The 20,817-nt window shown below is 40.7% G+C and carries 18 protein-coding genes; 7 read left to right on the forward strand and 11 right to left on the reverse strand.

Annotation, left to right across the window (positions count from 1 at the left end; translation table 11 throughout):
• Positions 1–8: 8 nt before the first annotated feature.
• Complete coding sequence (locus K1X66_00345; GenBank protein ID MBX7156822.1) at positions 9–908, forward strand: class I SAM-dependent methyltransferase; 900 nt, start codon at positions 9–11, stop codon at positions 906–908.
• On the opposite strand, the gene K1X66_00350 is transcribed toward K1X66_00345, so the two are convergent.
• Both K1X66_00350 and K1X66_00355 read right to left on the reverse strand, forming a co-directional pair.
• Positions 890–1,696, reverse strand: a complete 807-nt coding sequence (locus K1X66_00350; GenBank protein ID MBX7156823.1) for an FkbM family methyltransferase — start codon at positions 1,694–1,696, stop codon at positions 890–892. The genes K1X66_00345 and K1X66_00350 overlap by 19 nt on opposite strands.
• A complete protein-coding gene (locus K1X66_00355) occupies positions 1,693–2,511 on the reverse strand; it encodes a class I SAM-dependent methyltransferase (GenBank protein ID MBX7156824.1) in 819 nt (272 codons plus the stop codon). Before K1X66_00355 ends, K1X66_00350 begins: the two co-directional genes overlap by 4 nt.
• 333 nt (positions 2,512–2,844) lie before the next feature.
• Here K1X66_00355 and K1X66_00360 point away from each other — a divergent pair, with 333 nt between their 5' ends.
• Genes K1X66_00360 through K1X66_00380 form a run of 5 tightly spaced genes read left to right on the forward strand, consistent with a single transcriptional unit; the run spans position 2,845 to position 7,109 of the window.
• Positions 2,845–3,291, forward strand: coding sequence for an FkbM family methyltransferase (locus K1X66_00360; GenBank protein ID MBX7156825.1), 447 nt, complete (start codon positions 2,845–2,847; stop codon positions 3,289–3,291).
• Between the two features lie 18 nt (positions 3,292–3,309).
• Positions 3,310–4,260 (forward strand): NAD-dependent epimerase/dehydratase family protein, encoded by a 951-nt coding sequence (locus K1X66_00365; GenBank protein ID MBX7156826.1) that lies wholly within the window; start codon positions 3,310–3,312, stop codon positions 4,258–4,260.
• A complete protein-coding gene (locus K1X66_00370; protein MBX7156827.1) occupies positions 4,247–5,563 on the forward strand; it encodes an HAD-IIIA family hydrolase in 1,317 nt (438 codons plus the stop codon). Before K1X66_00365 ends, K1X66_00370 begins: the two co-directional genes overlap by 14 nt.
• A gap of 2 nt (positions 5,564–5,565) precedes the next feature.
• Positions 5,566–6,552: a GHMP kinase gene (locus K1X66_00375; GenBank protein ID MBX7156828.1), complete on the forward strand. Its 987-nt coding sequence runs from the start codon at positions 5,566–5,568 to the stop codon at positions 6,550–6,552.
• Entirely contained in the window at positions 6,549–7,109 is a 561-nt protein-coding gene (locus tag K1X66_00380; GenBank protein MBX7156829.1) for an SIS domain-containing protein, read from the forward strand. The genes K1X66_00375 and K1X66_00380 overlap by 4 nt, the downstream gene beginning before the upstream one ends.
• Before the next feature lie 2 nt (positions 7,110–7,111).
• On the opposite strand, the gene K1X66_00385 is transcribed toward K1X66_00380, so the two are convergent.
• The 4 genes from K1X66_00385 to K1X66_00400 are packed head-to-tail and all read right to left on the reverse strand — an operon-like array spanning position 7,112 to position 11,721.
• A complete protein-coding gene (locus K1X66_00385; protein MBX7156830.1) occupies positions 7,112–8,302 on the reverse strand; it encodes a glycosyltransferase family 4 protein in 1,191 nt (396 codons plus the stop codon).
• Between the two features lie 27 nt (positions 8,303–8,329).
• On the reverse strand, positions 8,330–9,334 hold the full coding sequence (locus tag K1X66_00390; GenBank protein ID MBX7156831.1) for a glycosyltransferase family 2 protein: 1,005 nt from the start codon (positions 9,332–9,334) through the stop codon (positions 8,330–8,332).
• Positions 9,335–9,383: 49 nt separating this feature from the next.
• Complete coding sequence (locus tag K1X66_00395; GenBank protein MBX7156832.1) at positions 9,384–10,487, reverse strand: glycosyltransferase family 9 protein; 1,104 nt, start codon at positions 10,485–10,487, stop codon at positions 9,384–9,386.
• Entirely contained in the window at positions 10,471–11,721 is a 1,251-nt protein-coding gene (locus tag K1X66_00400) for a hypothetical protein (GenBank protein MBX7156833.1), read from the reverse strand. Before K1X66_00400 ends, K1X66_00395 begins: the two co-directional genes overlap by 17 nt.
• Positions 11,722–11,784: 63 nt before the next feature.
• Here K1X66_00400 and K1X66_00405 point away from each other — a divergent pair, with 63 nt between their 5' ends.
• The gene (locus K1X66_00405; protein ID MBX7156834.1) at positions 11,785–12,558 is read left to right on the forward strand and encodes a glycosyltransferase; all 774 of its coding nucleotides are present in this window, start codon (positions 11,785–11,787) and stop codon (positions 12,556–12,558) included.
• Positions 12,559–12,597: 39 nt separating this feature from the next.
• On the opposite strand, the gene K1X66_00410 is transcribed toward K1X66_00405, so the two are convergent.
• The 5 genes from K1X66_00410 to K1X66_00430 all read right to left on the reverse strand — a co-directional run bounded on the left by K1X66_00410 (position 12,598) and on the right by K1X66_00430 (position 20,671).
• Positions 12,598–13,878, reverse strand: a complete 1,281-nt coding sequence (locus K1X66_00410; GenBank protein ID MBX7156835.1) for a cation:proton antiporter — start codon at positions 13,876–13,878, stop codon at positions 12,598–12,600.
• A 39-nt stretch (positions 13,879–13,917) separates the two neighbouring features.
• Entirely contained in the window at positions 13,918–15,606 is a 1,689-nt protein-coding gene (locus tag K1X66_00415; protein MBX7156836.1) for a cation:proton antiporter, read from the reverse strand.
• Between the two features lie 171 nt (positions 15,607–15,777).
• Positions 15,778–18,978: an efflux RND transporter permease subunit gene (locus tag K1X66_00420; protein MBX7156837.1), complete on the reverse strand. Its 3,201-nt coding sequence runs from the start codon at positions 18,976–18,978 to the stop codon at positions 15,778–15,780.
• Positions 18,975–20,081, reverse strand: a complete 1,107-nt coding sequence (locus K1X66_00425; GenBank protein MBX7156838.1) for an efflux RND transporter periplasmic adaptor subunit — start codon at positions 20,079–20,081, stop codon at positions 18,975–18,977. Before K1X66_00425 ends, K1X66_00420 begins: the two co-directional genes overlap by 4 nt.
• Positions 20,078–20,671 carry a TetR/AcrR family transcriptional regulator gene (locus K1X66_00430; GenBank protein ID MBX7156839.1) on the reverse strand — a complete coding sequence of 198 codons (594 nt, stop codon included), beginning with the start codon at positions 20,669–20,671 and terminating at the stop codon, positions 20,078–20,080. Before K1X66_00430 ends, K1X66_00425 begins: the two co-directional genes overlap by 4 nt.
• Between the last annotated feature and the right edge of the window lie 146 nt (positions 20,672–20,817).

Genomic DNA, 20,817 nt, shown 5'->3' on the forward strand with positions numbered 1-20,817 from the left:
AATGAGGTATGGGACTGGATATTAATGCACTTTATTTTCTCATCGCCGCACGTCAACAAGGAGCTTCTTTTAATCAAGTTATAACCGTTGGTCGACCTGAAGTTGGCATTAATCTGAACCTCCTTGAAAATGAGCTAAAACAATATCGCTTCCCCTTAAAAAAATCGATAAGGGACCTATGGACAAAAGAACCCTATTTTGCAGAGCCCATTTTTGAAGCACTTGGTGCGCAATCCATCTCTACCTTAGACGCCTCTAATTTCATGGGCGCTAATACCATTCATGACATGAATCTGCCCCTGCCCAATTCTCTAAAAAATCGTTTCGACATTGTCTATGATACAGGCTCCTTAGAACATATTTTCAATTTTCCTGTCGCAATTAAAAACTGCATGGAAATGCTCAAAGAAAATGGTCGCCTCATAATCCACACCACCGCCAATAACTGCATGGGTCACGGCTTTTATCAATTTAGCCCGGAACTTTTTTATCGAATTTTTTCCGAAGAAAACGGCTTTGAAGTGGAACGCCTCATCCTACATCCGGTTGGGCCCTACGGAAAATGGTATCAAGCAAATGATCCCAAAACGATAAAATGTCGCGTGGAGCTCATTTCCCTTCGTCCCATTTATCTTTTACTCCAAGCTCGAAAAATCGTGTCGCGTACTCTTTTCGAAACATCCCCGCAACAAAGTGATTATCAAGCGGCGTGGGACAATACTGCAACCTATAGCTTAACCTCTAAAAAGCAAAAACGCTGGCAAAAATTTGGAAAATTAACACCGCGATTAGCTCGTTTCTTTAGAGCATTAAGCCATGGATATGAATATTACACCACCCAATCTCTGAGAAATAAGAAGCTCTTCAAACACCAACCCAAAAAGCCAACTCAACCTTTAACAAAATAAGCAGTCCCCATGAGTTCACTTTCGTGGAGAATTTTAACAAATTTAAAATTAGATTTTTCCAAAATTTGTCGAAGCGTCTCAAAATCCACGGCCCAGGTATGCCATTCAATGCATATAGCATCCACGCGTTGAAGAAATTGAATTTCTTTTTGTAAAAAATTCAACTCCGAACCTTCTACGTCCAACTTCAGCAAGTGACAACGCGTTTCACCAAACCTTTTTTTCCACACTTCCTCTAGGACAATACCTGGCACAGCTATTTTCTCCCATTCACCTTGTAAACCTAATTCTTCTTGCGTTAAGGGCTGGCTCGCAGAACAAACATTAGATTCGTAAACAAAAAAATCTTTTGTTTCATTAGGATTTATCTCTCCTACTAAACCTTGCAACACCACAACCTCATTCCAATGATTTACTTTGGCATGCCAACGTGCTTCCGCCACTGCCTCCGGATTCGCATCTACCATAACACCGCGAAGTGGTTTTCCTCCCCGAACATGAGTCAGCCAGCATGTAAAATAACCTACATTACATCCCAAATCAGCAAAAGTCTCAAGTCTCTGTGGAAAATAATGGGATTCATAAAGATTTTGCTGACTAAACATCTCTTCACTCAAAACAACACTTTCAATTTTAGCCATTCGGTATTTCACACCACTTCCCGATAAAGTCTTCGTTAAAGGAAATAATTTCAGACTTTGATTCGCTAAACGAATGAAACCTAATTTTTTAACCCATTTTCTTGCACACGCACTACGCGACAGCCGAGTTATCCATTTTTGTATCATCTTCGTTTTCGATAAATTAAAAAGGAAGGATGCAAAAGATTATAACGAACATATTGATAGATTTTTAAACCCACATCCGCATACTCCAATTCCGGAAAATTTGTTTCTACAAAATTTCTCCACTGCTCATTTTCCCACTTAGTTTGATGCAATTCAATACCTTCATGAATGTCAGGAGTAGGAGTGGTAGAGGCGATAAAACAACCCCCAACCTCAAGATGATCACTAATATTACGAAATAACTGTAACAAATCCGGCGTAGCAATATGCTCCAAAACCTCCCATGCGGTAATCAGATGAAACTTTGCCTTACTCTTATCAAAATTCACTTGAAAGGGTTTAGTAATATCGCAGGTAAATAAATTACGATTGGCTAAAGTTCCCCAATTAGCACGCTTTCGCTTTAAGGAATAATCCGAACCTTCTAATCCTACACCTACCCAACATAAATTCAAAAAATCGTTAATCATTTGTCCACCGGAACAACCTAAATCCAAAACGTTGAGTGTTTGTTTGGGAAAAGAGTTACTTAATAAACGATCCATATGCAAAATAAATTTTTTGTTCGTGCTATTATTTTCTGCAGTGCCTTTAGGAGCGATATGATCAGGGGACTCAAACGCGATGGGATATTGAGTGATTACCTCAATACTTGGCTCCACTCGTTTTCTGCCAGTTTTACGCAAGGGCATAGCAAAAAACCCAATCCACTCGTAAACCGCTCGATAAATAATGGCATGAACCTCATTATAAACTCTGCGCCACTCTCCTACGAAAAGTAATTTAATCCCTTTTTTAATGTAAATCCACTTCATACCAATGACTCCTTAACGCGCTTATGCTTGTTCACTACCTTAAATTCCAGCTTCTGTCATTAAGATTTAGTTGCATTTTTGTAGTTAATCGGAATGATCCCATTTATGTTACCTTGGAATTTAAGCAGAAAGCTCGCTCCTATCTGGCATAAATTTGCTCCTTCTTTTACTGTTCGCAGAAAAATCGATGGAATCTACGTCTATTTTGATTTCCGGGATCAACCGCATTACTGTTTATCGCCCGTGTCCCAATTAATATGTTGTGAGCCAACGCTACTACCTCCTCAAGCTGTTAAAATTTGGGATGTTGGCTCAAACTCAGGAATTTTTTCTTTGAATGCTGCTCAAAAAGGCCATGAGGTTATTGCCTTTGATATTTCACCTAAAGCTATCAATCTCCTACGAAAAGGCGCTCGCGCCAACCAAGTAAATATTCAGACCGTGGAAGGTGCTTTTTCCGTTGAACCCTATTTTTATACAACACCCACTTCTTCCCATACGGAAAACCAAGCAATAAAAACCTCAGGTTCTGGACAGAGAAAAAGCATCACTTTTTTAGAAGCAGCTGAACGTTTTGGTATTCCTCAAGTCATTAAAATGGATATTGAAGGAAACGAAAAAGAATTTTTGCAATCTTCTACTTATCGAGATTGGCTCACTCAGCACAATATACTTTGGATATTTGAAATGCATAAATCCGAAGATTTTGAACTACTTAAAAATTGGAAAACGCACGAAGTGGATCCAATGCATTTTGCAGTCAACTTTAATTTCCATTAATACTTTCTATTTATCCCCATGAACCAAACACATTTAGTTACAGGCGCCGCAGGATTTATTGGAAGCCATTTGGTAGATCGATTGCTCTCGCTCGGTTACCGTGTCATTGGTATTGACAATCTCAGTCTGGGTCAGAAAAAAAATTTAACTCAAGCCTTAGCCCATCCCCATTTCATTTTTCATGAACAAGATTTAAATCAATTAGAAAATTGCTTACGGCTCATTGAAAAAGAAAAAATTGATACGCTTTGGCATTTAGCCGCTAATTCAGATATTCAAGCCGGTGTAAAAAATCCGGATATCGATCTTCATGCAACCTTTCTCACTACTTATAACGCACTAAAACTTGCAAAACACTTACAGATTCCTCATTTCGCTTTTTCTTCTACCTCCGCTATCTATGGTGAATTGCCTGGTAATATTGCCGAAAACGCTGGCCCTCTTTTCCCCATATCTAGTTATGGCGCCATGAAACTAGCTTCCGAAGCGGTTATTTCGGTTGCGCTTGAAAGTTACTTGCAAAAAACTTGGATTTTCCGGTTTCCTAATGTCGTTGGCCCCCGAGCCACACATGGAGTAATTTTCGATTTTATTAAAAAACTAAAAAAAACACCCACTCAATTAGAAGTTTTAGGTGATGGAAACCAAACCAAACCCTACCTCTATGTCACGGATCTTGTTAATGCCATGATTTTCATTCATCAAAATGCTCAAAAAGATCTTAACTATTTTAATATCGCACCCCAAGGAAGCGAAACCTCGGTTCGTCACATTGCTCAGACTCTCTTACAACACATTCATTCTACCGCTGCTATCACTTTTACAGGAGGCTCAAAGGGGTGGACAGGCGATGTTGCCAACTTTCGCTACGATGTTACAAAACTTTCCGAACTAGGTTGGATAGCTCAACTCACCTCCGATCAAGCCATCCAACGTGCCATTCAAGATATTTGGAATGAAAACAGCTAAGCAACTTCTGATTTTAGCTGGTGGACAAGGAACACGTCTTAAAACCGTTTGTGGTAACTTACCTAAACCTCTTATCCCCATTGGTGAAGTTTCTCTCTTAGAACATCAAATCCGTTTAGCAAAACGTAACGGTTACACATCTATTTGGCTTTTGGTTTACTATGGTGCCGATCAAATTCAAAAAACTTTAGGTAAAGGCGAGGAACTCGGAGTCCAACTAAACTATTACCAAGAAAAAACTCCTTTAGGCACTGCGGGAGCTGTTCTTCAATTATGGGATCATCTGGCCGATGAATTCATGGTTATGTATGGCGACACGATGATAAATTTGGATTTGCAACGTTTCGAAAATTATCATCATCAACACCAGGCAGACGCCACACTTTTTGTTCACCCTAACGACCATCCTTTCGACTCTGATCTTATTGAAACCGATGCTAACGATCGGATCTTAGCCTTTCACAATCGTCCTCACTCTCCAGGAATTTTTCGCCAAAATTTAGTTAATGCCGCGCTCTATTTAATCAAAAAAAAAGCTCTAAAGCCCTGGAAAAAAAATAAAAAATTTTTAGATTTCGGTAAAGACCTTTTTCCTGAACTTTTAAAAAAGGAGGCTTTTCTTCAAGCTTACCGCAGCCCTGAATACATCAAAGATATTGGCACTCCAGAACGATACCAAAAAGTCTGCCAAGAATATAATACCAAGGTGATTGAAAAGGCCTCCCTATCTCATTTACAACCAGCAGTTTTTCTAGATCGCGATGGCACTCTTAATGAAGATCGGATGGAAGGCATCACCCATCATGAACAATTATTTTTGCTTCCTACGGTTGCCGAAGCGATCCAAAAATTAAATCATCACGGAATTCGCACCTTGGTAATTACTAATCAACCCGTGATCGCTAAAGGGTTTTGCTCGGAAACCGATGTGCAAATGATTCACAATAAACTCGAAACTTTACTCGGACAAAATCATGCTTTTTTAGATAGGATTTATTTTTGTCCTCATCATCCTGAAAAAGGATTTCCCGGCGAACGCACTGAACTCAAAATCCCTTGTTCCTGTCGCAAACCAAATATTGGTATGGTAGAACAAGCCATTGAACAATTTCATATCGATCGAAAAAAATCTTGGTTCATTGGAGACACTACCACCGATATACAAACGGCAAAAAATGCTCAAATAAAATCTATCCTCATCCAAACAGGTCAGGCCGGACACGATAAAAAATACTCAGTAAAACCTAACTTCACTTTTGGCTCGTTACTTGAAGCTGTGGAGTTTATCATCCAACAAAATTAAACATGATCATTAGCAGCACACCACTTCGTATGAGTTTTGTAGGCGGAGGAAGTGATCTTCCTATTTTCTATCGCCAGTTTGGGGGAGCTGTCGTTTCTACCGCCATTAATCAATATGTATACGTCACGGTAAATCCTAAATTTGATCATAAAATTCGATTAAGTTACTCTCAAACGGAAGAGGTTGATAAGCCAAGTCAGATTGAACACCCTTTAGTTCGCGAAGCACTTAAAAAACTACGCATCCCAGGCGGTATTGAAATCACTTCCATCGCTGACATTCCTTCCAAGGGAACCGGCTTAGGCTCTTCGAGCGCTTTTACCGTTGGATTACTCAATGCTTTACACGCTTACTTATCACGTCACGTTTCAGCGAGTCGTTTAGCTGAAGAAAGTTGTGAGATTGAAATCGAACATTGCGGCGCACCTATCGGCAAACAAGACCAATATGCTTCCGCTTTTGGTGGACTAAATTTTATCCAATTCAATCCAGATGATAGTGTGCGCGTTGAACCTATCATTTGCCCCAAGAAAACGTTGATTCAATTGCAAGACAATCTCTTAACTTTTTACACGGGCGTTTGCCGCAGTGCCTCGGAAGTTCTCCAGGCTCAACAAAATGCTTTAAAAGAAAAGAAAAGTAAACAATCCACATTAAAAGCTATGGTAAAGTTAGCTTTTGCTCTAAGAAAAGAATTACAAAATAACCACCTGAGCGCTTTTGGTAAAATTTTAGATGAAAACTGGCAACTTAAACGCTCCTTAACACCACATATTAGCACTTCGCAAATCGATCACTGGTATCAACAAGCTCGCCAAGCCGGAGCTTTAGGAGGAAAATTACTTGGTGCCGGGAGCGGTGGATTTCTCACCTTTTACGCGCCCAAAGAAAAACATTCTGCTATTAAAAAGAAGCTGAAATCACTGCGCTCTATTCCTTTTCGTTTTGAAAGCCAAGGCAGTCGTATTATATTTATTCATAATCCATGAACTCTACTAAAATCGTCCAAGAATATTTAACTCAGTCTTTGCAAGCTATTAATGCATTAAATATTGAGCAAGTCACTCATGCCATTCAATTAATTCACGAGGCATGGCAAAATAACCGACAAATTATTATTTTTGGCAATGGTGGCAGCGCTTTGACCGCTTCTCATTATATTACTGACTGGAATAAATCTGCGATTTTAACCCATAGCAAAAAATTTCGCGGCGTTTGCCTAAACGACAACATGGGATTAATTACAGCTTACAGCAACGATATCTCCTACGAAAAAGTTTTTTCCGAACAATTAAAAAATGTTCTGGAACCTAAGGATTTAGTCATTGCCATTTCCGGCAGCGGTAATTCACCCAATATTTTAAATGCCATTAACTACGCTAATGAAAATGGAGGCACTACCTTGGGAATTTGCGGCTTCAATGGAGGCAAACTCAAGCAACTTGCCCAACATCATGTGTGGGTAAATATCAACGACATGCAAATCGTGGAAGATCTTCATCTAACTTTTGGCCATTTAGTTATGAAAACGCTTTGCCAAAAGTGAGCTTATGATTCATGAATAAGCTTCTTAATTTCCGTCACAAAATGATTTCCCGTTGCTTCCCAAGCATTCTCTTTTTCGAATCGATTTAAATCAAAACTATTGATGACTCTTTCGTTAGCACGAGATTGAATGATTTGACGTTCAATTTCCTTCTGAAATAAAGCCAAATCAAATTTAGTCACGTATTGAATCCAATCATGAAATACTCCAGGATAAGTTTCTACCTCATAAGCCACCACTCGATTTCCACACAATAAAGCTTCTGCCATGACACGAGGAGAACCCTCATGCCGACTCGGCATTAAAAAGACGCGACTCGCTTTTAAAAGACGAAATTTTTCTTCTTCTGAAACAAAACCCGGGAAAAAAACTTTATCCACTAGCTCTTGACTAAGTAAAGGCAGCAAATACTCTTTAATTTTTCCGACAACAACCGCTTTAAAATTCGGCACTCGCTCTGCTAAATATTTCAAAGCAGGAATAATATCATCGATTCCTTTTTGCCGATGCACACGACCCAGCCAAATCACATCATATTCCTTTTTAACCTCCTCAACCTTTTGCGCCGTTACCACATCCACCCCATAAGAAATAGGACTTATTTCATTCTCATTATACCCTAATTTCAACAATGGTTGTTTCATGCTAGGATGCAAATAAAATATTTTTTTATAAGGACATTTTTTAATCCAACGCAAAGCAAGCGATTGGCTCAACCAGTAATGTAAAGAAGGTAAACGCACCCAAGAAACATCCGCTCGCTGGCGAAAAATAATTTCTCGCAAACCAGGACATTGCATATGCCAAACTCCTACTTTAAACTTTGCTCGACACTTTACCATAGGCCAAACATCAAACCAAAAATCTGATACCGCATAAATTACGTCTTCTGTTTGTGCTTCTTGCTGAAGAATCTCTAAAGATTTCCAACATCGTTTAACATAAATTTGAAATAATTTAATTTGCCCGGATAATGTTTCATCACTCAAATTTGTCACGGGTTCGTCTTCTGTGAAATGCAATTGAAGAGGTAGCCGCCACTGCTGAAGATGGTTTTGCAATATTTTACCTCCTAACAAATGCACTTCAAAACCCTGTCGAATTAACGCCCGGGCCATTTCCCAAAAATGGATATCCCCACCAGCGATGTGCCCGCCAAATACGCCATTCGCTATAAAAAAAATTCTCTTCAATAAAATTCCCAGATTTAATTTAAAAAATTATTTTTTCTCTAATGATTGCACGGGTTGCCAACTCGCCACTAAATCCTCTTTTTCACCCTGCATCCAATGAAGCAAAACTCCATATAACAAACCCGCTAAAGAAACCCAACTGGCTAAAGGATGCCACCACCAGCGTAAATCTTTTGTCTTTCTCCAACCTTGCCACGCATGAAAAACAGGCCCTATAACTGTCAAGCAATAGAGACACCCTAACCAAGATGGCACTCGTGGTTTTTTTTCAGTCCAACTAAATCTAAACTGCTTGAAGATTTTAAAAAAATTACAAGTGGCTCTTACCCGTTTTCGCCAAAACTCATATAAAGTCATCGCATAATAATGATGCACTCCACGGCCTTGAATTCTTAACCAAGAACGTTTACCTGACTGAAATAAAAGCATGGCCACTTGAGTATCAGAAAAAAGCTGCTCTGCTTTGACCTGAACCAAATCTTTTCTTCGACAAAGAAACCCATTCGAACCTAAGGGATAAGCCAAACTTCCTTGGGGCATTGTCCAGCGCTCCACTTCACCTTCTTTGCCTAGAAACACTGGCTTTACACTCATAATCCAGCACATCGGATCGCTAATGTGCAATAGTTGTGTTAAATAAGCGCAAAGTGATGTCATTTTAGGTGAATCAAAATAATAGGCTTCAACTCCAAACGCCTCCTGATGATTTTCTAAAGCACGCACGGCTAATTCTAAGTAATCTGAATGAGCCAATTCATTATCCGCATCTAAAAATAAAACATAATCACCAGTTGCTTGTTCTAAAGCTTGGCGTTTGGCATCTTCCAGACTCCATCCCTTGTCATCAAAAACTTTAGCACCATAACTTTCGGCTACTTTGCGAGTATCATCTGTAGAATGCCCATCAACAACTAAAATTTCATAACATTCCCGAGGATAACTCTGCTGACAAAGGGAAGCTAAACAATTGCCAATAATTTTTCCAGCATTACGCGTTGGCATGACAATACTAATCTTCGGATAAGAAACCATAACTAATACACACCTTTATCTTGTTACCAAATGAGTTTAAATCAATCTTTCATTCAAGGTTATACATAAAATCTTGAATGGCACTTATAACATCTTCCGTAGTAATTTCTTCCATCCCACTTTTCAATCCTTTCGGAGCTTCTGTTTTAAACTCATAACGAAACCATGGTTCCCAACGTGCTTTACGAATCACTTTTACTTTTCCTGGATTCCATGGGCGGCACCACGTTGGATTGGTAAAACCCCACAGCGAAATTAAAGGACAATTCAATGCAGCAGCTACATGCCCAAAACCATTATCCACCGTAATCATCAACTTCATTTTAGTCACGAGCGTTGCCGCCTGATTAAAAGAAAGCTGAGCAGAAGAGTAAACCGAACCTTTGACAGAAGATTGAATCGTTCGTGCTATGTCTTCTTCTCCCTTTCCTCCAAAAATCCATACCGCATAATTCTGATTCACTAATTTTTGCGTTAACTCACACCATCGCTCCGTAGGCCATCGTTTCATCAAAGCAATCGGGCTTCCAGTCGAGCCTGGATGAAGCCCAATCCATTTTTTTTCGGGCTCATTTTTCAAAAGCAATTCAGCCTTTTGCGAAGATTCGTTTGATAAAAATAAATCATAACACAAACTCTGAACATTCTTTTTGGTCTGCCAATCAATTCCTAAAACCCGTAATAAATTCAAATTATTAATAACGTTATGCTGACTCTCATCGACCCACTCTTGATGATGATAAAGCCAATGAAACTGTGAAAAAAATCCGTTTCGATAGCGATGCCCAATCCTGAAACTTGATTTTAGTAAAAATGCCAAAACGCTATATTCGCGTCGGTAAGCAGGAAAACTTACTACCACAGCATCATAAACTTTTTTTCTAAGCGAAAAAATCTGCTTTAACACAAAGGGCACTTGTTTAACAAGTTTCCAAATACTCACATCCGAAATTTCCAAACTACTAACCTGATTAACCAAAGGGTTATTTTCGAAAATCCCTTTAACCCCTGCTTTTCGGCAAATCACATCAATTTTCAAATGAGGATAAGTTTCCTTCAACAAACGCAAAGCAGGCGTAAACATTAATCCATCACCTATTCCACCCGCCACTAAAACAGCAATGTGCGAAAAAGATTTAGAGATTTTTTCCATATCTTTTCCCATGATATCGTGCAATCAAAGTCAAAATTATTAAACTTATTCCCGAAACAATTCCCATAGTTGCAAGCAATTGATTTGGCGTTCTACCGTAAAAAAACAATAACAACCAATAAACTCCCCCAAAAGCACCATAGAAAAAAATAATTTTAAAATGTCGACTCGCTAATGCCCACATCGCAATCGGTTGCAAAAAAGCTACAAGCGCCATGACCCAGGCAAATTTTCCTACTAACAGTGCTGCATCAGGTTCTGCACGATTGAAAAGAAGTTGGATTAAGAAATGCCTTAATTCTCCAATACTTAACGCCCCTAAAACTAAGGCAATACTATATAAAATTAATAAAATTTTTTGTTCATGACCCATTCCGCCTTCCTTTTTTTCCGAACGTGAAATAAAAAGCGGCACCAAAAGCGGTCCAGCAAAATAAACCAAAGCCCTTCCAAACAATCCTGCTCCTGTGTATTTTCCAAACATCTCCTCTCCAAAATACCGTTGCGCAACCAAAATATCGCCTTGAGAAAAAGTGTAATTACCAAAAACAAAAGAAGCTGTAGCAATTAAAAAAAATAAAAACTCGCGACGATGCCCTGTAGAGTGAGGAATTTTAACTTTTTCTTTTGGCCTGCGATACCAAACCAAAAGCAATAAATTTGACAAAGCCGACACAGCCGTTGCATAAATCGCCCACTCTGCATAAGGCCAAAGCGCAGTAGTTCTCCAACCCCAAAATAAACGCAATATTACTCCGACCAATGAAACAAGCGCCAATCGTTTAAACCAACCCATGCCCGAACAAAAGGCAATAACAACATTGGCCCATAAATTAATCAGAACAATAACCAAAACAGCAATACCCAAACTAAATCGTGGAAAATGAAAAAAATAAGACAAAGGTTGAACTAAGATGATAGCCAACACCGAACTTCCCAACGTTATCCCAAGCAAACCTCGCTTCAAAGTTTGCAACATACGATTAAGTCGGATTTCATCACTTTGTCCCCGATAATGAGCCAAATAATGGCTAATCCCTAAGCAAAATGCTAAAACAGGGAGAGACAAAAACCCCATCAACCCCAAAGCTCCATTCATTAAACCAAATTCTGCTAATGATAATTGCCTGCCCATTACACCTTGAAAAAGGTAATTTCCTAACCCCACCAAAAAATTTGCAGCAGCCAAAATCATCCCACTCTGCCACAAAGCGCTTTTTTTCTTTTCACTCATACCTTTTTCACGATTCCACCCTTGCCAGACAACCCCTCTTTTCTTTAAAGAATTAAAAGATCCATGCAGCTCCTCATTCTTATTCCAGCTTACAATGAAGCCCAGCGCATTGGCAAAATGTTAACGCAATACATTTCCTACTTTCGACAAAAAATACCAGCTCAATTTGAAGTCTTAGTCGTTTTGAATGGGTGCGTTGATAACACTCGCGAGATCGTAGAACAACATCAAACCCAATTTTCCGAAATTCAATGGGTAGAATTCCCTAAACCGATCGGAAAAGGTGGCGCTTTGATCGAAGGACTCAAAGAACAACATCGCTGCGAATTTATCGGTTATGTTGACGCAGATGGCGCAACTCCACCCGAAGCCTTTTACGATCTTTTCTTAGCCTGCCAAAATGTCGATGCCGTCATTGGTTCGCGATGGGTAAAGGGTGCGAAAATTTTAAAACTTCAATCCAAACGAAGACGATTTGCCAGTCGTTGCTTTCATTATATTGTCAGACTTCTTTTCCAACTCAAAGTCAAAGACACACAATGCGGAGCTAAAGTTTTAAGAAGTTCAGCCGTCGCAACCGTGCAAAAACAACTTCTCATCTCCGACATGGCTTTTGACGTCAATTTACTCTTCGCCTTAAAACAAGCGGGTTATTCCACTCGCGAAATTCCTACTACATGGACCGATCAAAGTGGTTCCACTGTTCATCTCGCTCGCACCTCTCTTTCCATGTTGCTTTCCATCATTCGTCTTCGACTCCTTTACTCCCCCGCGCGCTATCTTTTTCCTTATTTTACATCTTTGGAGCGCTGGATTTACAAACGTTTTTATCGTTAGACTATTTCGAAGTAGCACGACATTCCAAGTCGTTTGATATCAAATTAATTCAGTCTCTAAATCCAACTCCTTCACAATCTCTTGCTTTTTTATGTGTCGACCATAAACCCATTCAAAAACAGGTGTAGCCATCAACGTTGTCACAATCGCCATCAATACCATCATCGAAAATAAAGCAGGCTGAATTACCCCATGTTGCAAACCAATATTAACAATAATTAACTCCATCAAACCTCTTGAATTCATCAAAGCTCCTACCGCCAATGCCGTTCGATTATCCTCGCCATGAAATCGCGCTGCCGCCCAACATGCCACACCCTTTCCCAAACACGATGCCCAAAAAATACCTATTGCAATCAGAAGAAATGGTAGGTTATTGACCATATCCAAACGCGTATTGAGTCCCGAAAAAGTAAAAAACATCGGCAACAAAAAAACTACCGTAAAAGGTTCCAATTGCCGTCGCAACTCTTGAGCAAAAAACCCTCTTGGCATAGCAATTCCCAGAAGAAAACCGCCAAACACCGCATGGATTCCGATAGTATCTGTGACCCACGCCCCCAACATAAATAACATCAAAACTATCGCCAAAACATCCGTTCCTAGTCGTCCCTCCCTTTCCACCCATCCACCCAAAGGCATCAACCACTTCCTAAAACAAAAAATCATAATCAACGCATAACCCAAGCCGCCAACTATTGCGATAATGGCCACACTGGCCCCCGCTCCAAAGCTGGCCAAAACAATCGCCAAAACACACCAAGCCACTGCATCGTCAATCGCACCAGCTGCTAAAGCCAACGCGCCCAAAGTAGTTCCCGAAAGTCCACGCTCATAAATAATTCGTGCTAACATCGGAAAAGCCGTAATCGACATAGCAGCTCCTAAAAATAAAATTATCTCCAGCAACGTTGCCCGTTGCGAAAATAAACCCGGCACCTTAATCAAAAAAAATGCTAACCCCGCACCAAGAACAAAGGGTGTCACCATGCCTGCAATCGAAACACTAGCAGCACTTTTCGCCCGCTCCCGAAAAAATTCCGCACGAAACTCCGCCCCCACTAAAAACATATACAAACCCACTCCCAACTGAGCGCCTACATATAAAATTTTCAAAGATTCCTTAGGAAAAAGATAAGCATGCACGTGCGGAAAAAATAGACCGAAAAAAGATGGCCCCATAAGAACACCCGCAATCATTTCCCCCACCACCTGCGGCTGCCCCAAATAACGTTGCGCCAATTTTCCCACCAAACGACATACCACTAAAATAAAAAACATCTGCAGAAAAAATGTGGCAGAAAATTTTCCTAGAGTCATAAAGTCACATTCACTTTATCTCATGCCCAAAAATTTACTTCAAAATTTATTAGCATGAATTTCTTCAGCTATCATCTTGCCCAACTTAATCGCTGCCTCTTTTTCCTCAATACAAATCGTCGTTGCACCCACCTGCTTCAACTCTTCCTCTTCTGCTAAATAGCGCGCGCGAACCAAAATTTTAAGTTCGGAATTTTGTTGTCGCGCCATTACTACCAAAGGCAACCGATTAAAAGAATGCGGCAACGTCACCACCAAATATTTCGCTTTCTCTACACCCGCCGCCTGCAAAATTTCTCGACGCGAAGCATCCCCGTAAATCGCTTGTTTTCCTTTCCCTCGCAAAGCTCGAACCGTGTCAGGATTTAACTCTATGATCACTGTTTTTAAACCACTCTCATACAACATCGTCTCAACGGCTTGCCCCACAGGCCCATAGCCTACGATAATAGCCAAAATTTCTTTTTCGTCTGTTTCAAAAAAAGGAGGCGTCTCATAACGAAACTTTCCCCTTTGAAAGCAACTCAATAATTTTGGGCGATTCTGGAAAAATTTTTCCCATCGATTTAATCCACGAAACCATAAAGGATTAATCACAATAGAAAAAATGGCGCTTGCAACCAAAACATGCCTTCCTTGTTCTGGCAAAAGACCAACGCGCAAAGCCAATTCAGCCAAGATAAAAGAAAACTCACCAATCTGCGCCAGACCCAAAGCTACCGTCAACGCCGTTCGCAATGAATAACCAAAACTCAAAACCAAAATCCACGCAACCAAGGGTTTAACAACCAAAATCACTCCCAAAACCGCACACACCAAAACCGGTTCTCGGATCACAAACATGGGGTCAAATAACATCCCCACTGAAACAAAAAACAAAACAGAAAACGCGTCACGCAACGGCAAAGCATCCGCCGCCGCCTGATGACTCAAAGGCGATTGCCCCACCAGCATACCCGCCAAAAAAGCGCCCAAAGCCAAAGAAACGCCAAACCCTTTCGCAGCACCCGCTGCAAACGCAATTGCCATCACCAAAACCGTTAAAGTAAACAATTCGCGCGATCGCAATTTTGCCACTCGCACTAAAACCCACGGTATAAAACGACGTCCCACAACTGCAATAATGATGACTAACAACAAAAATTTACCCAACGTGACACCCAACTCGCGCCACAAATTGTTCTCTGAACCTATGGTTTTAACCATTCCCATCTCGCCTAACACCGGCAACATAAGTAAAATGACTACTGTTAAAATATCTTCCACCACCAACCATCCCACCGCTACATGACCATGAACCGTTTGCAAAAGATCCGAATCCATTAACACGCGAACTAAAACCACCGTGCTCGCCACAGAAACTGCCAGCCCCAAAACCATTCCCTCTTGCCACTTCCAGTTCCACAACCATAAAAACCAAGTACAAACCCCTGTCGCTATCGCGCTCTGCAACAAAGCGCCCGGAATCGCAATCGCCTTCACTGCCAATAAATCCTTCCAATGAAATTGCAACCCAACTCCAAACATCAGTAAAATAACGCCTACCTCTGCTAACTGTTGTGCCAAATCGAAATCAGCTTCAAAACCAGGTGTATAAGGACCAATCAAAACGCCCGCTAATAAATAACCCACTATCGGTGACAAACCAAGCCGTTGCGTCAAAATTCCTAAAACCAAAGCCGCCGTAACCGCCACTGCAATAGTCGTAATTAAAGGAATATCATGCATAAAAAAACAAACTGTTTTTTAACACAATTTACATTCTATTGCTTTTAAATTTTTCTCTTGCACGATTTTATATGCTAGCCAAATCAAAAAAACAAATAGCTACAGAAGCAACTTTATTTACCAAACTCAAAAATTACCGAAGAAAAAATTAATATTCGTGATGAGCGCTTTTTAAGACATCGAATGTTTTTTTCTCAAAAACCGCCATCGACTCCAATCATCGAAAATAGAATAGCTAATGGGTGTTACTAAAAGCGAAAGTAACAAACAAAGCATCTGCCCACCAATAATCACCTTAGCCATAGAAGCACGACCTGCAGCCCCAGGTCCCTGTCCTAAAGCAATAGGTATCATCGATGCCACTAACATCATCGTAGTCATCAAAATAGGACGCAAACGCGCTCGATTCGCCTCCAAAATAGCTGTCTCACGATCTAATCCTCGTTCGCGTAAGGTATTGGTGTAATCAATTTGCAAAATCCCATTTTTTTTCACAATTCCAAATAACATAAATAAACCAAAAATAGCATAAATATTAAGCGGCTCATTTAAAACAATCATGGTGAATAAGGCAAAAGGCAACGAAAGTGGAACTGCTAAAAGAATAGAAATAGGATGAACAAAATTTTCAAATTGCGCTGCAAGAATCATATACATGAAAACCATAGCCAAACCAAAAGCGATAACAAAATTTTGCCCTGTCTCCTGCAGAGTTTTAGCGCGCCCTGTAAAGGTAATCGTATAGCCCGGCTTCAAATGCAAATCCTCTACGACTTGTCGAACCTCTGCAATTGCATCACCTAAAGCTTTATCCACCAAATTTGCCACGATCGTAACTTTGCGTTGCCGTTGAAAACGATCAATTTGATTAGGCCCTCGCGCCTCCTGAAATTGCACCAAATTTGCCATTTGCACCAAACCCCCTCCATTTTCTGATGGAAGACGCAACGTCATATTTTCTAACGCCTCCTGAGTGCTACGATCCCTGGGATCCGCACGAAGCCAGACATCATATAAATCATCGTTTTCTCGAAATGTCCCAACAATCTCTCCTCCCACTAAAGCTCGAAAAACATCGGCAATATCTTGCACCTGCAAGCCAAATTGACTGGCTTTAGTTCGATCGATATTAACTCGCAACTCCGGTTTTCGGTCCGCCAACGTTGAGTCCACATCTACAAAACCCGACCTTTCCCGCAACCGACTAATAATTTGGGAAGAATAAAAAGAAAGCTGACCCAAATCGGGACCCAACAAATTAAATTGAATATCTCCGTTCCTTCCTCCCCCTCCAATATTCGAAATGTATTGCACTGAAGAACGAACATCAGGAAATTGAGACAAAATACGACGCGCCATCCCCATCGCTTGCGCTTGTGTCCAACGCCGCGTTTTTCCTAAAATTTTTGACCACAACCCGCCCAACTCTGGCAAACGGCAATAAATAGAAGCTTGAGTCACATCACCCTCCCCTTTACCCAACCGCCCCGAAACATCGCCAATGGTAACCAATGTCTCGATAACAACGGGCTCACCATTCATACGAAGTTTTTTTAACTGCTCAACAATTTGCTCACCAATTTCCGTGCTCTTTTGCAAATCGGAACCTTCCGGAGTTTGTAGCGAAATTTCAAACTCACTCGAATCATCCTGTGGAATAAAAGTAAAGCGCGTCCACTTTCCGAGCAGTAAAATGGAAGCAAAACACAAACCCGCCGCAAGCATGATTATCCAACGATGATGCAAACTCCATTTTAGCAAACCCAAATAACGTTTTGATATTCCCTGCATGAACCGTCCTCCATGCGCCTTCTTTTCTCGCTCTTTTTCATTACTACTATGCTTAAGAAAACGCGAAGACAACATAGGCGTTAAAGTAAAAGAAACAAAAAGCGAAACCAAAATCGCAAAAGCAACCGTAACACCATAACTTGAAAAAAACATGCCCACACGACCCTTCATAAAGGCTAAAGGCAAAAAAATGACAACCAAAGATAAAGTGGTAGCCATAACAGCTAAAGCAATTTCCCGTGTGGCATAACTCGCCGCCCTTTTACCATCCCACCCCTTTTCTTCCATCGTGCGATGAATATTTTCCAAAATAACAATCGCATCATCGATTACAATTCCCACTGCAAATACCAATCCCAACATCGTAAAATTATTTAAGGTATAGCCCATCGCTCTCATCAAAACAAAAGTGGCAACAATTGAAGCTGGAATCGCAATACAAGCAATAACCGTTCCTCGCCAATCGTGCATAAAGAAAAAAGTCGTTAAAGCCACCAACACAGCGCCCAATAACAAATGAAAATTTACCTCCTCTAGAGAACGCTTAATAAAACGGGATTGGTCCCGTATCACTTTCATATTAAAATCATTCGGCACCACGGCCTTCAATTCTTGCAACCGCTCTTTTACCGCATCAATCACCTTGACCGTATTACTTCCTGACTGTTTGCGCACCACCAAAGTCACACAATTTTCACCATTTAATTCAGATAATGACCGCGGCTCCTCCACAGAATCTTCTACCTTTGCCACATCTTTTAAAAAAACAGGTTGCCCCCCAAAATTAGCCACAATCAAATCATTAAAATCCTCCACCGATTGCATGCGTCCCAGCGTTCGCACTACCAACTCGCGTGGTCTTTGATTCAAACGCCCTCCCGGCACCTCAAGATTTTGGCTCTCCAGCGCTTGACGCACCTCCTCAATCGTCAAATTATAAGCGCGCAATTTTTCAATATCGACTGATACTTGCACAGCTCGAGTGCGAGTTCCTACCATACCTACCGATCCCACATCGGGTACCGTCTCCAAATTTTGTTTAATAGATTTATCAGCAATATAACTAATTTCTTTTAAATCGCGTGGCGCACTAATACTGATCGAAATCACAGGTACCGCATCCAAATCAAACTTATCAATAATAGGAGACTCTGTTCCCTCAGGCAAAGTTGATAAAATAGTATTGACCTTATCCCGCACATCTTGAGAAGCGACATCCCGATCACGCTCTAAAACAAATTGAATCGTAATCCGTGAAACACCCTCTGTCGTCACACTACTCAATTCATCAATCCCTTGAATCGTATTAATAATTTCCTCCAAAGGTTTTGTCACACTGGTTTCCATCTCTTCTGAAGAAGCACCCCGCAAGGTTGTTGTTACCGTAATAATAGGCAACTCAACATTCGGATATTGATCCACACCCAACTCATGAAAAGAAAACCATCCCAATACCACCAAAAATAAATTAATCATTGTAGCAAATACCGGTCTTTTAATACAAAGATCTGCAATGCCAACCCCTTTACTTTGGCCAACTGAAGAGGAACCCCAATCCTTTTGAGCCTCAGAAAAACTCATAAATTCTTTTCTTCTTCTAAGTAAGAGGAAGACCGATTTTGAACCGTAATCAAAGCATGATCAATCAAACTATTTTGACCTGTAACAATAACCTTTTCACCCTCCTCAATCCCTTCCACTTCTTGCAAACCATTACGAATCTGCCCTATTTTCACCTGACGGCTCCGAGCTTCATTGCCTTCGGCAACAAAAACCTTGGTAACCCCAGCAAAATTGACAATCGCCTCCAAAGGAACCACCGTTGTTTTCACTGCTCTCTCCAAAATCATCACACCCCTTGCAAAAGTATTGGCTTTTAAAGATAGCCCTTCATTCAACACGGCTGCCGCCACATCAAATGATCGCGAGGTTGTTACTATCGCTGGATTAATCAAATAAATCTGTCCCTGAAAAATTTTGTTGGGATAATTATCCACACCCAAATTCACCGCTAACCCTTTTTTAATTAAAGAGGCATAACGTTCCGGAACTTGAAAAACAAACTTTAAAGTCGCGTCATTCACTACCCTAAATAAAGGCGCCCCCACTTTGACAAAATCCCCCCGCTCCACAAATCGTTGAGCAATAGCTCCAGAAAAAGGTGCTTGGACATGCGACCGCTCCACATTCAAACGCGCCACTTTTTCTGACCCTTGAGCCGCTTTCACCTCGGCTTCCGTCTGATCCCTTTGAGCCTTCGAAGCGTCTAACTCGCTAATAGAAACTGCACCACTTTTTTGCAATCTTTGGATTCGATCAAAATTCTTGCGTGCATTCTCTTCTGTCGCCTCAGCTCGGGCCAAATTACCCATCGCCTGCTCCAATTGTGCCTCATACACCGCCCGATCAATCGTCGCCAAATCCTCTCCATATTTGACCCGATCACCAAAATCAACTAATGTTTCCTCTACCGTTCCTTCTACCTGCGCTGCAATCGTTGCTTCATCAATCGGATACAACGTTCCAATAACAGGAAGTGTTTTATCCCAAAAAACATTAGTTACCACTGCAACCTGCACCGACGTCACCGAAGGCTCCACTATCGTATTTTGCGATTTCTTCCCCTCACACCCCACTAACCATCCACATACGATTGAAAGGACTAAAAAATAATGTCGTTTCATATTTTTTTCCGAGCCCCATTTAAAAACAATTCAACAATTCTTTTTGCTTTAGCACAATTTAAATGCCCCCTTGGAATGAGCAATTGAGTGCGAATTTGATGACTAATAGCCCCATAAATACCATGCGCCAACTCCAATGTGCTATATCGCAAATCAATCTCTTTACGCTTCTGAGCTTGTCGAATGAAACCATACACCAATTCAAAATTTCGCCTCCTTTTTTCTTTATTAATCGAACCCCGTGGAATCTCCTGAGGTGCAGCAAAAACCGTTGAAAAAATCAAACGAGTAAGATCTTTATTATCCTCAGCGAAACGAAATAAGGCAGTTGCCAAAGCCACCAAAATCTCTTCGCACCGGCTTTTGTGTTTGACTCTTTCAGACATCAAACGAAAACATTCATCATAAGCAAAATCCAAAATCGCACGAAATAAGCCCGCCTTACTCTCAAAATAATAATAAAGCGTAGGCTTGGATAAGCGAGTCGCCTTCAAAATATCTTGCAAAGAAGTGCCAGCATAACCCTTTTGTGCAAAAGCGCCAATAGCGGAATCCAAAATAATCTGTCTCGCGCAAGAATCAGCTTTCATATACCGAACGGTAAGTATATTTTATACTCTGTCAAGAACTGCCCATTACTTCTCAAAGAACTTACACCCAAAATCTGTTAATAATTCCAACCCGTAAAAATATCAAAAACTGCCTAATCTTGCTTTTTAACTTTTCTTTTGCATGT

This window comes from Verrucomicrobiia bacterium (assembly GCA_019694135.1).
GTDB lineage: Bacteria > Verrucomicrobiota > Verrucomicrobiia > JADLBR01 > JAIBCM01 > JAIBCM01.

Excerpts from the sequence above, each read along its gene's own strand:
- K1X66_00345 (MBX7156822.1), top strand. The coding sequence starts at position 9 with ATGGGACTGGATATTAATGCACTTTATTTTCTCATCGCCGCACGTCAA.
- K1X66_00400 (MBX7156833.1), bottom strand. The coding sequence starts at position 11,721 with ATGAGTGAAAAGAAAAAAAGCGCTTTGTGGCAGAGTGGGATGATTTTG.
- K1X66_00415 (MBX7156836.1), bottom strand. The coding sequence starts at position 15,606 with ATGCATGATATTCCTTTAATTACGACTATTGCAGTGGCGGTTACGGCG.
- K1X66_00395 (MBX7156832.1), bottom strand. The coding sequence starts at position 10,487 with ATGGAAAAAATCTCTAAATCTTTTTCGCACATTGCTGTTTTAGTGGCG.
- K1X66_00365 (MBX7156826.1), top strand. The coding sequence starts at position 3,310 with ATGAACCAAACACATTTAGTTACAGGCGCCGCAGGATTTATTGGAAGC.
- K1X66_00405 (MBX7156834.1), top strand. The coding sequence starts at position 11,785 with ATGCAGCTCCTCATTCTTATTCCAGCTTACAATGAAGCCCAGCGCATT.
- K1X66_00375 (MBX7156828.1), top strand. The coding sequence starts at position 5,566 with ATGATCATTAGCAGCACACCACTTCGTATGAGTTTTGTAGGCGGAGGA.
- K1X66_00390 (MBX7156831.1), bottom strand. The coding sequence starts at position 9,334 with ATGGTTTCTTATCCGAAGATTAGTATTGTCATGCCAACGCGTAATGCT.
- K1X66_00370 (MBX7156827.1), top strand. The coding sequence starts at position 4,247 with ATGAAAACAGCTAAGCAACTTCTGATTTTAGCTGGTGGACAAGGAACA.
- K1X66_00420 (MBX7156837.1), bottom strand. The coding sequence starts at position 18,978 with ATGAGTTTTTCTGAGGCTCAAAAGGATTGGGGTTCCTCTTCAGTTGGC.
- K1X66_00430 (MBX7156839.1), bottom strand. The coding sequence starts at position 20,671 with ATGAAAGCTGATTCTTGCGCGAGACAGATTATTTTGGATTCCGCTATT.
- K1X66_00355 (MBX7156824.1), bottom strand. The coding sequence starts at position 2,511 with ATGAAGTGGATTTACATTAAAAAAGGGATTAAATTACTTTTCGTAGGA.
- K1X66_00410 (MBX7156835.1), bottom strand. The coding sequence starts at position 13,878 with ATGACTCTAGGAAAATTTTCTGCCACATTTTTTCTGCAGATGTTTTTT.
- K1X66_00380 (MBX7156829.1), top strand. The coding sequence starts at position 6,549 with ATGAACTCTACTAAAATCGTCCAAGAATATTTAACTCAGTCTTTGCAA.
- K1X66_00350 (MBX7156823.1), bottom strand. The coding sequence starts at position 1,696 with ATGATACAAAAATGGATAACTCGGCTGTCGCGTAGTGCGTGTGCAAGA.
- K1X66_00425 (MBX7156838.1), bottom strand. The coding sequence starts at position 20,081 with ATGAAACGACATTATTTTTTAGTCCTTTCAATCGTATGTGGATGGTTA.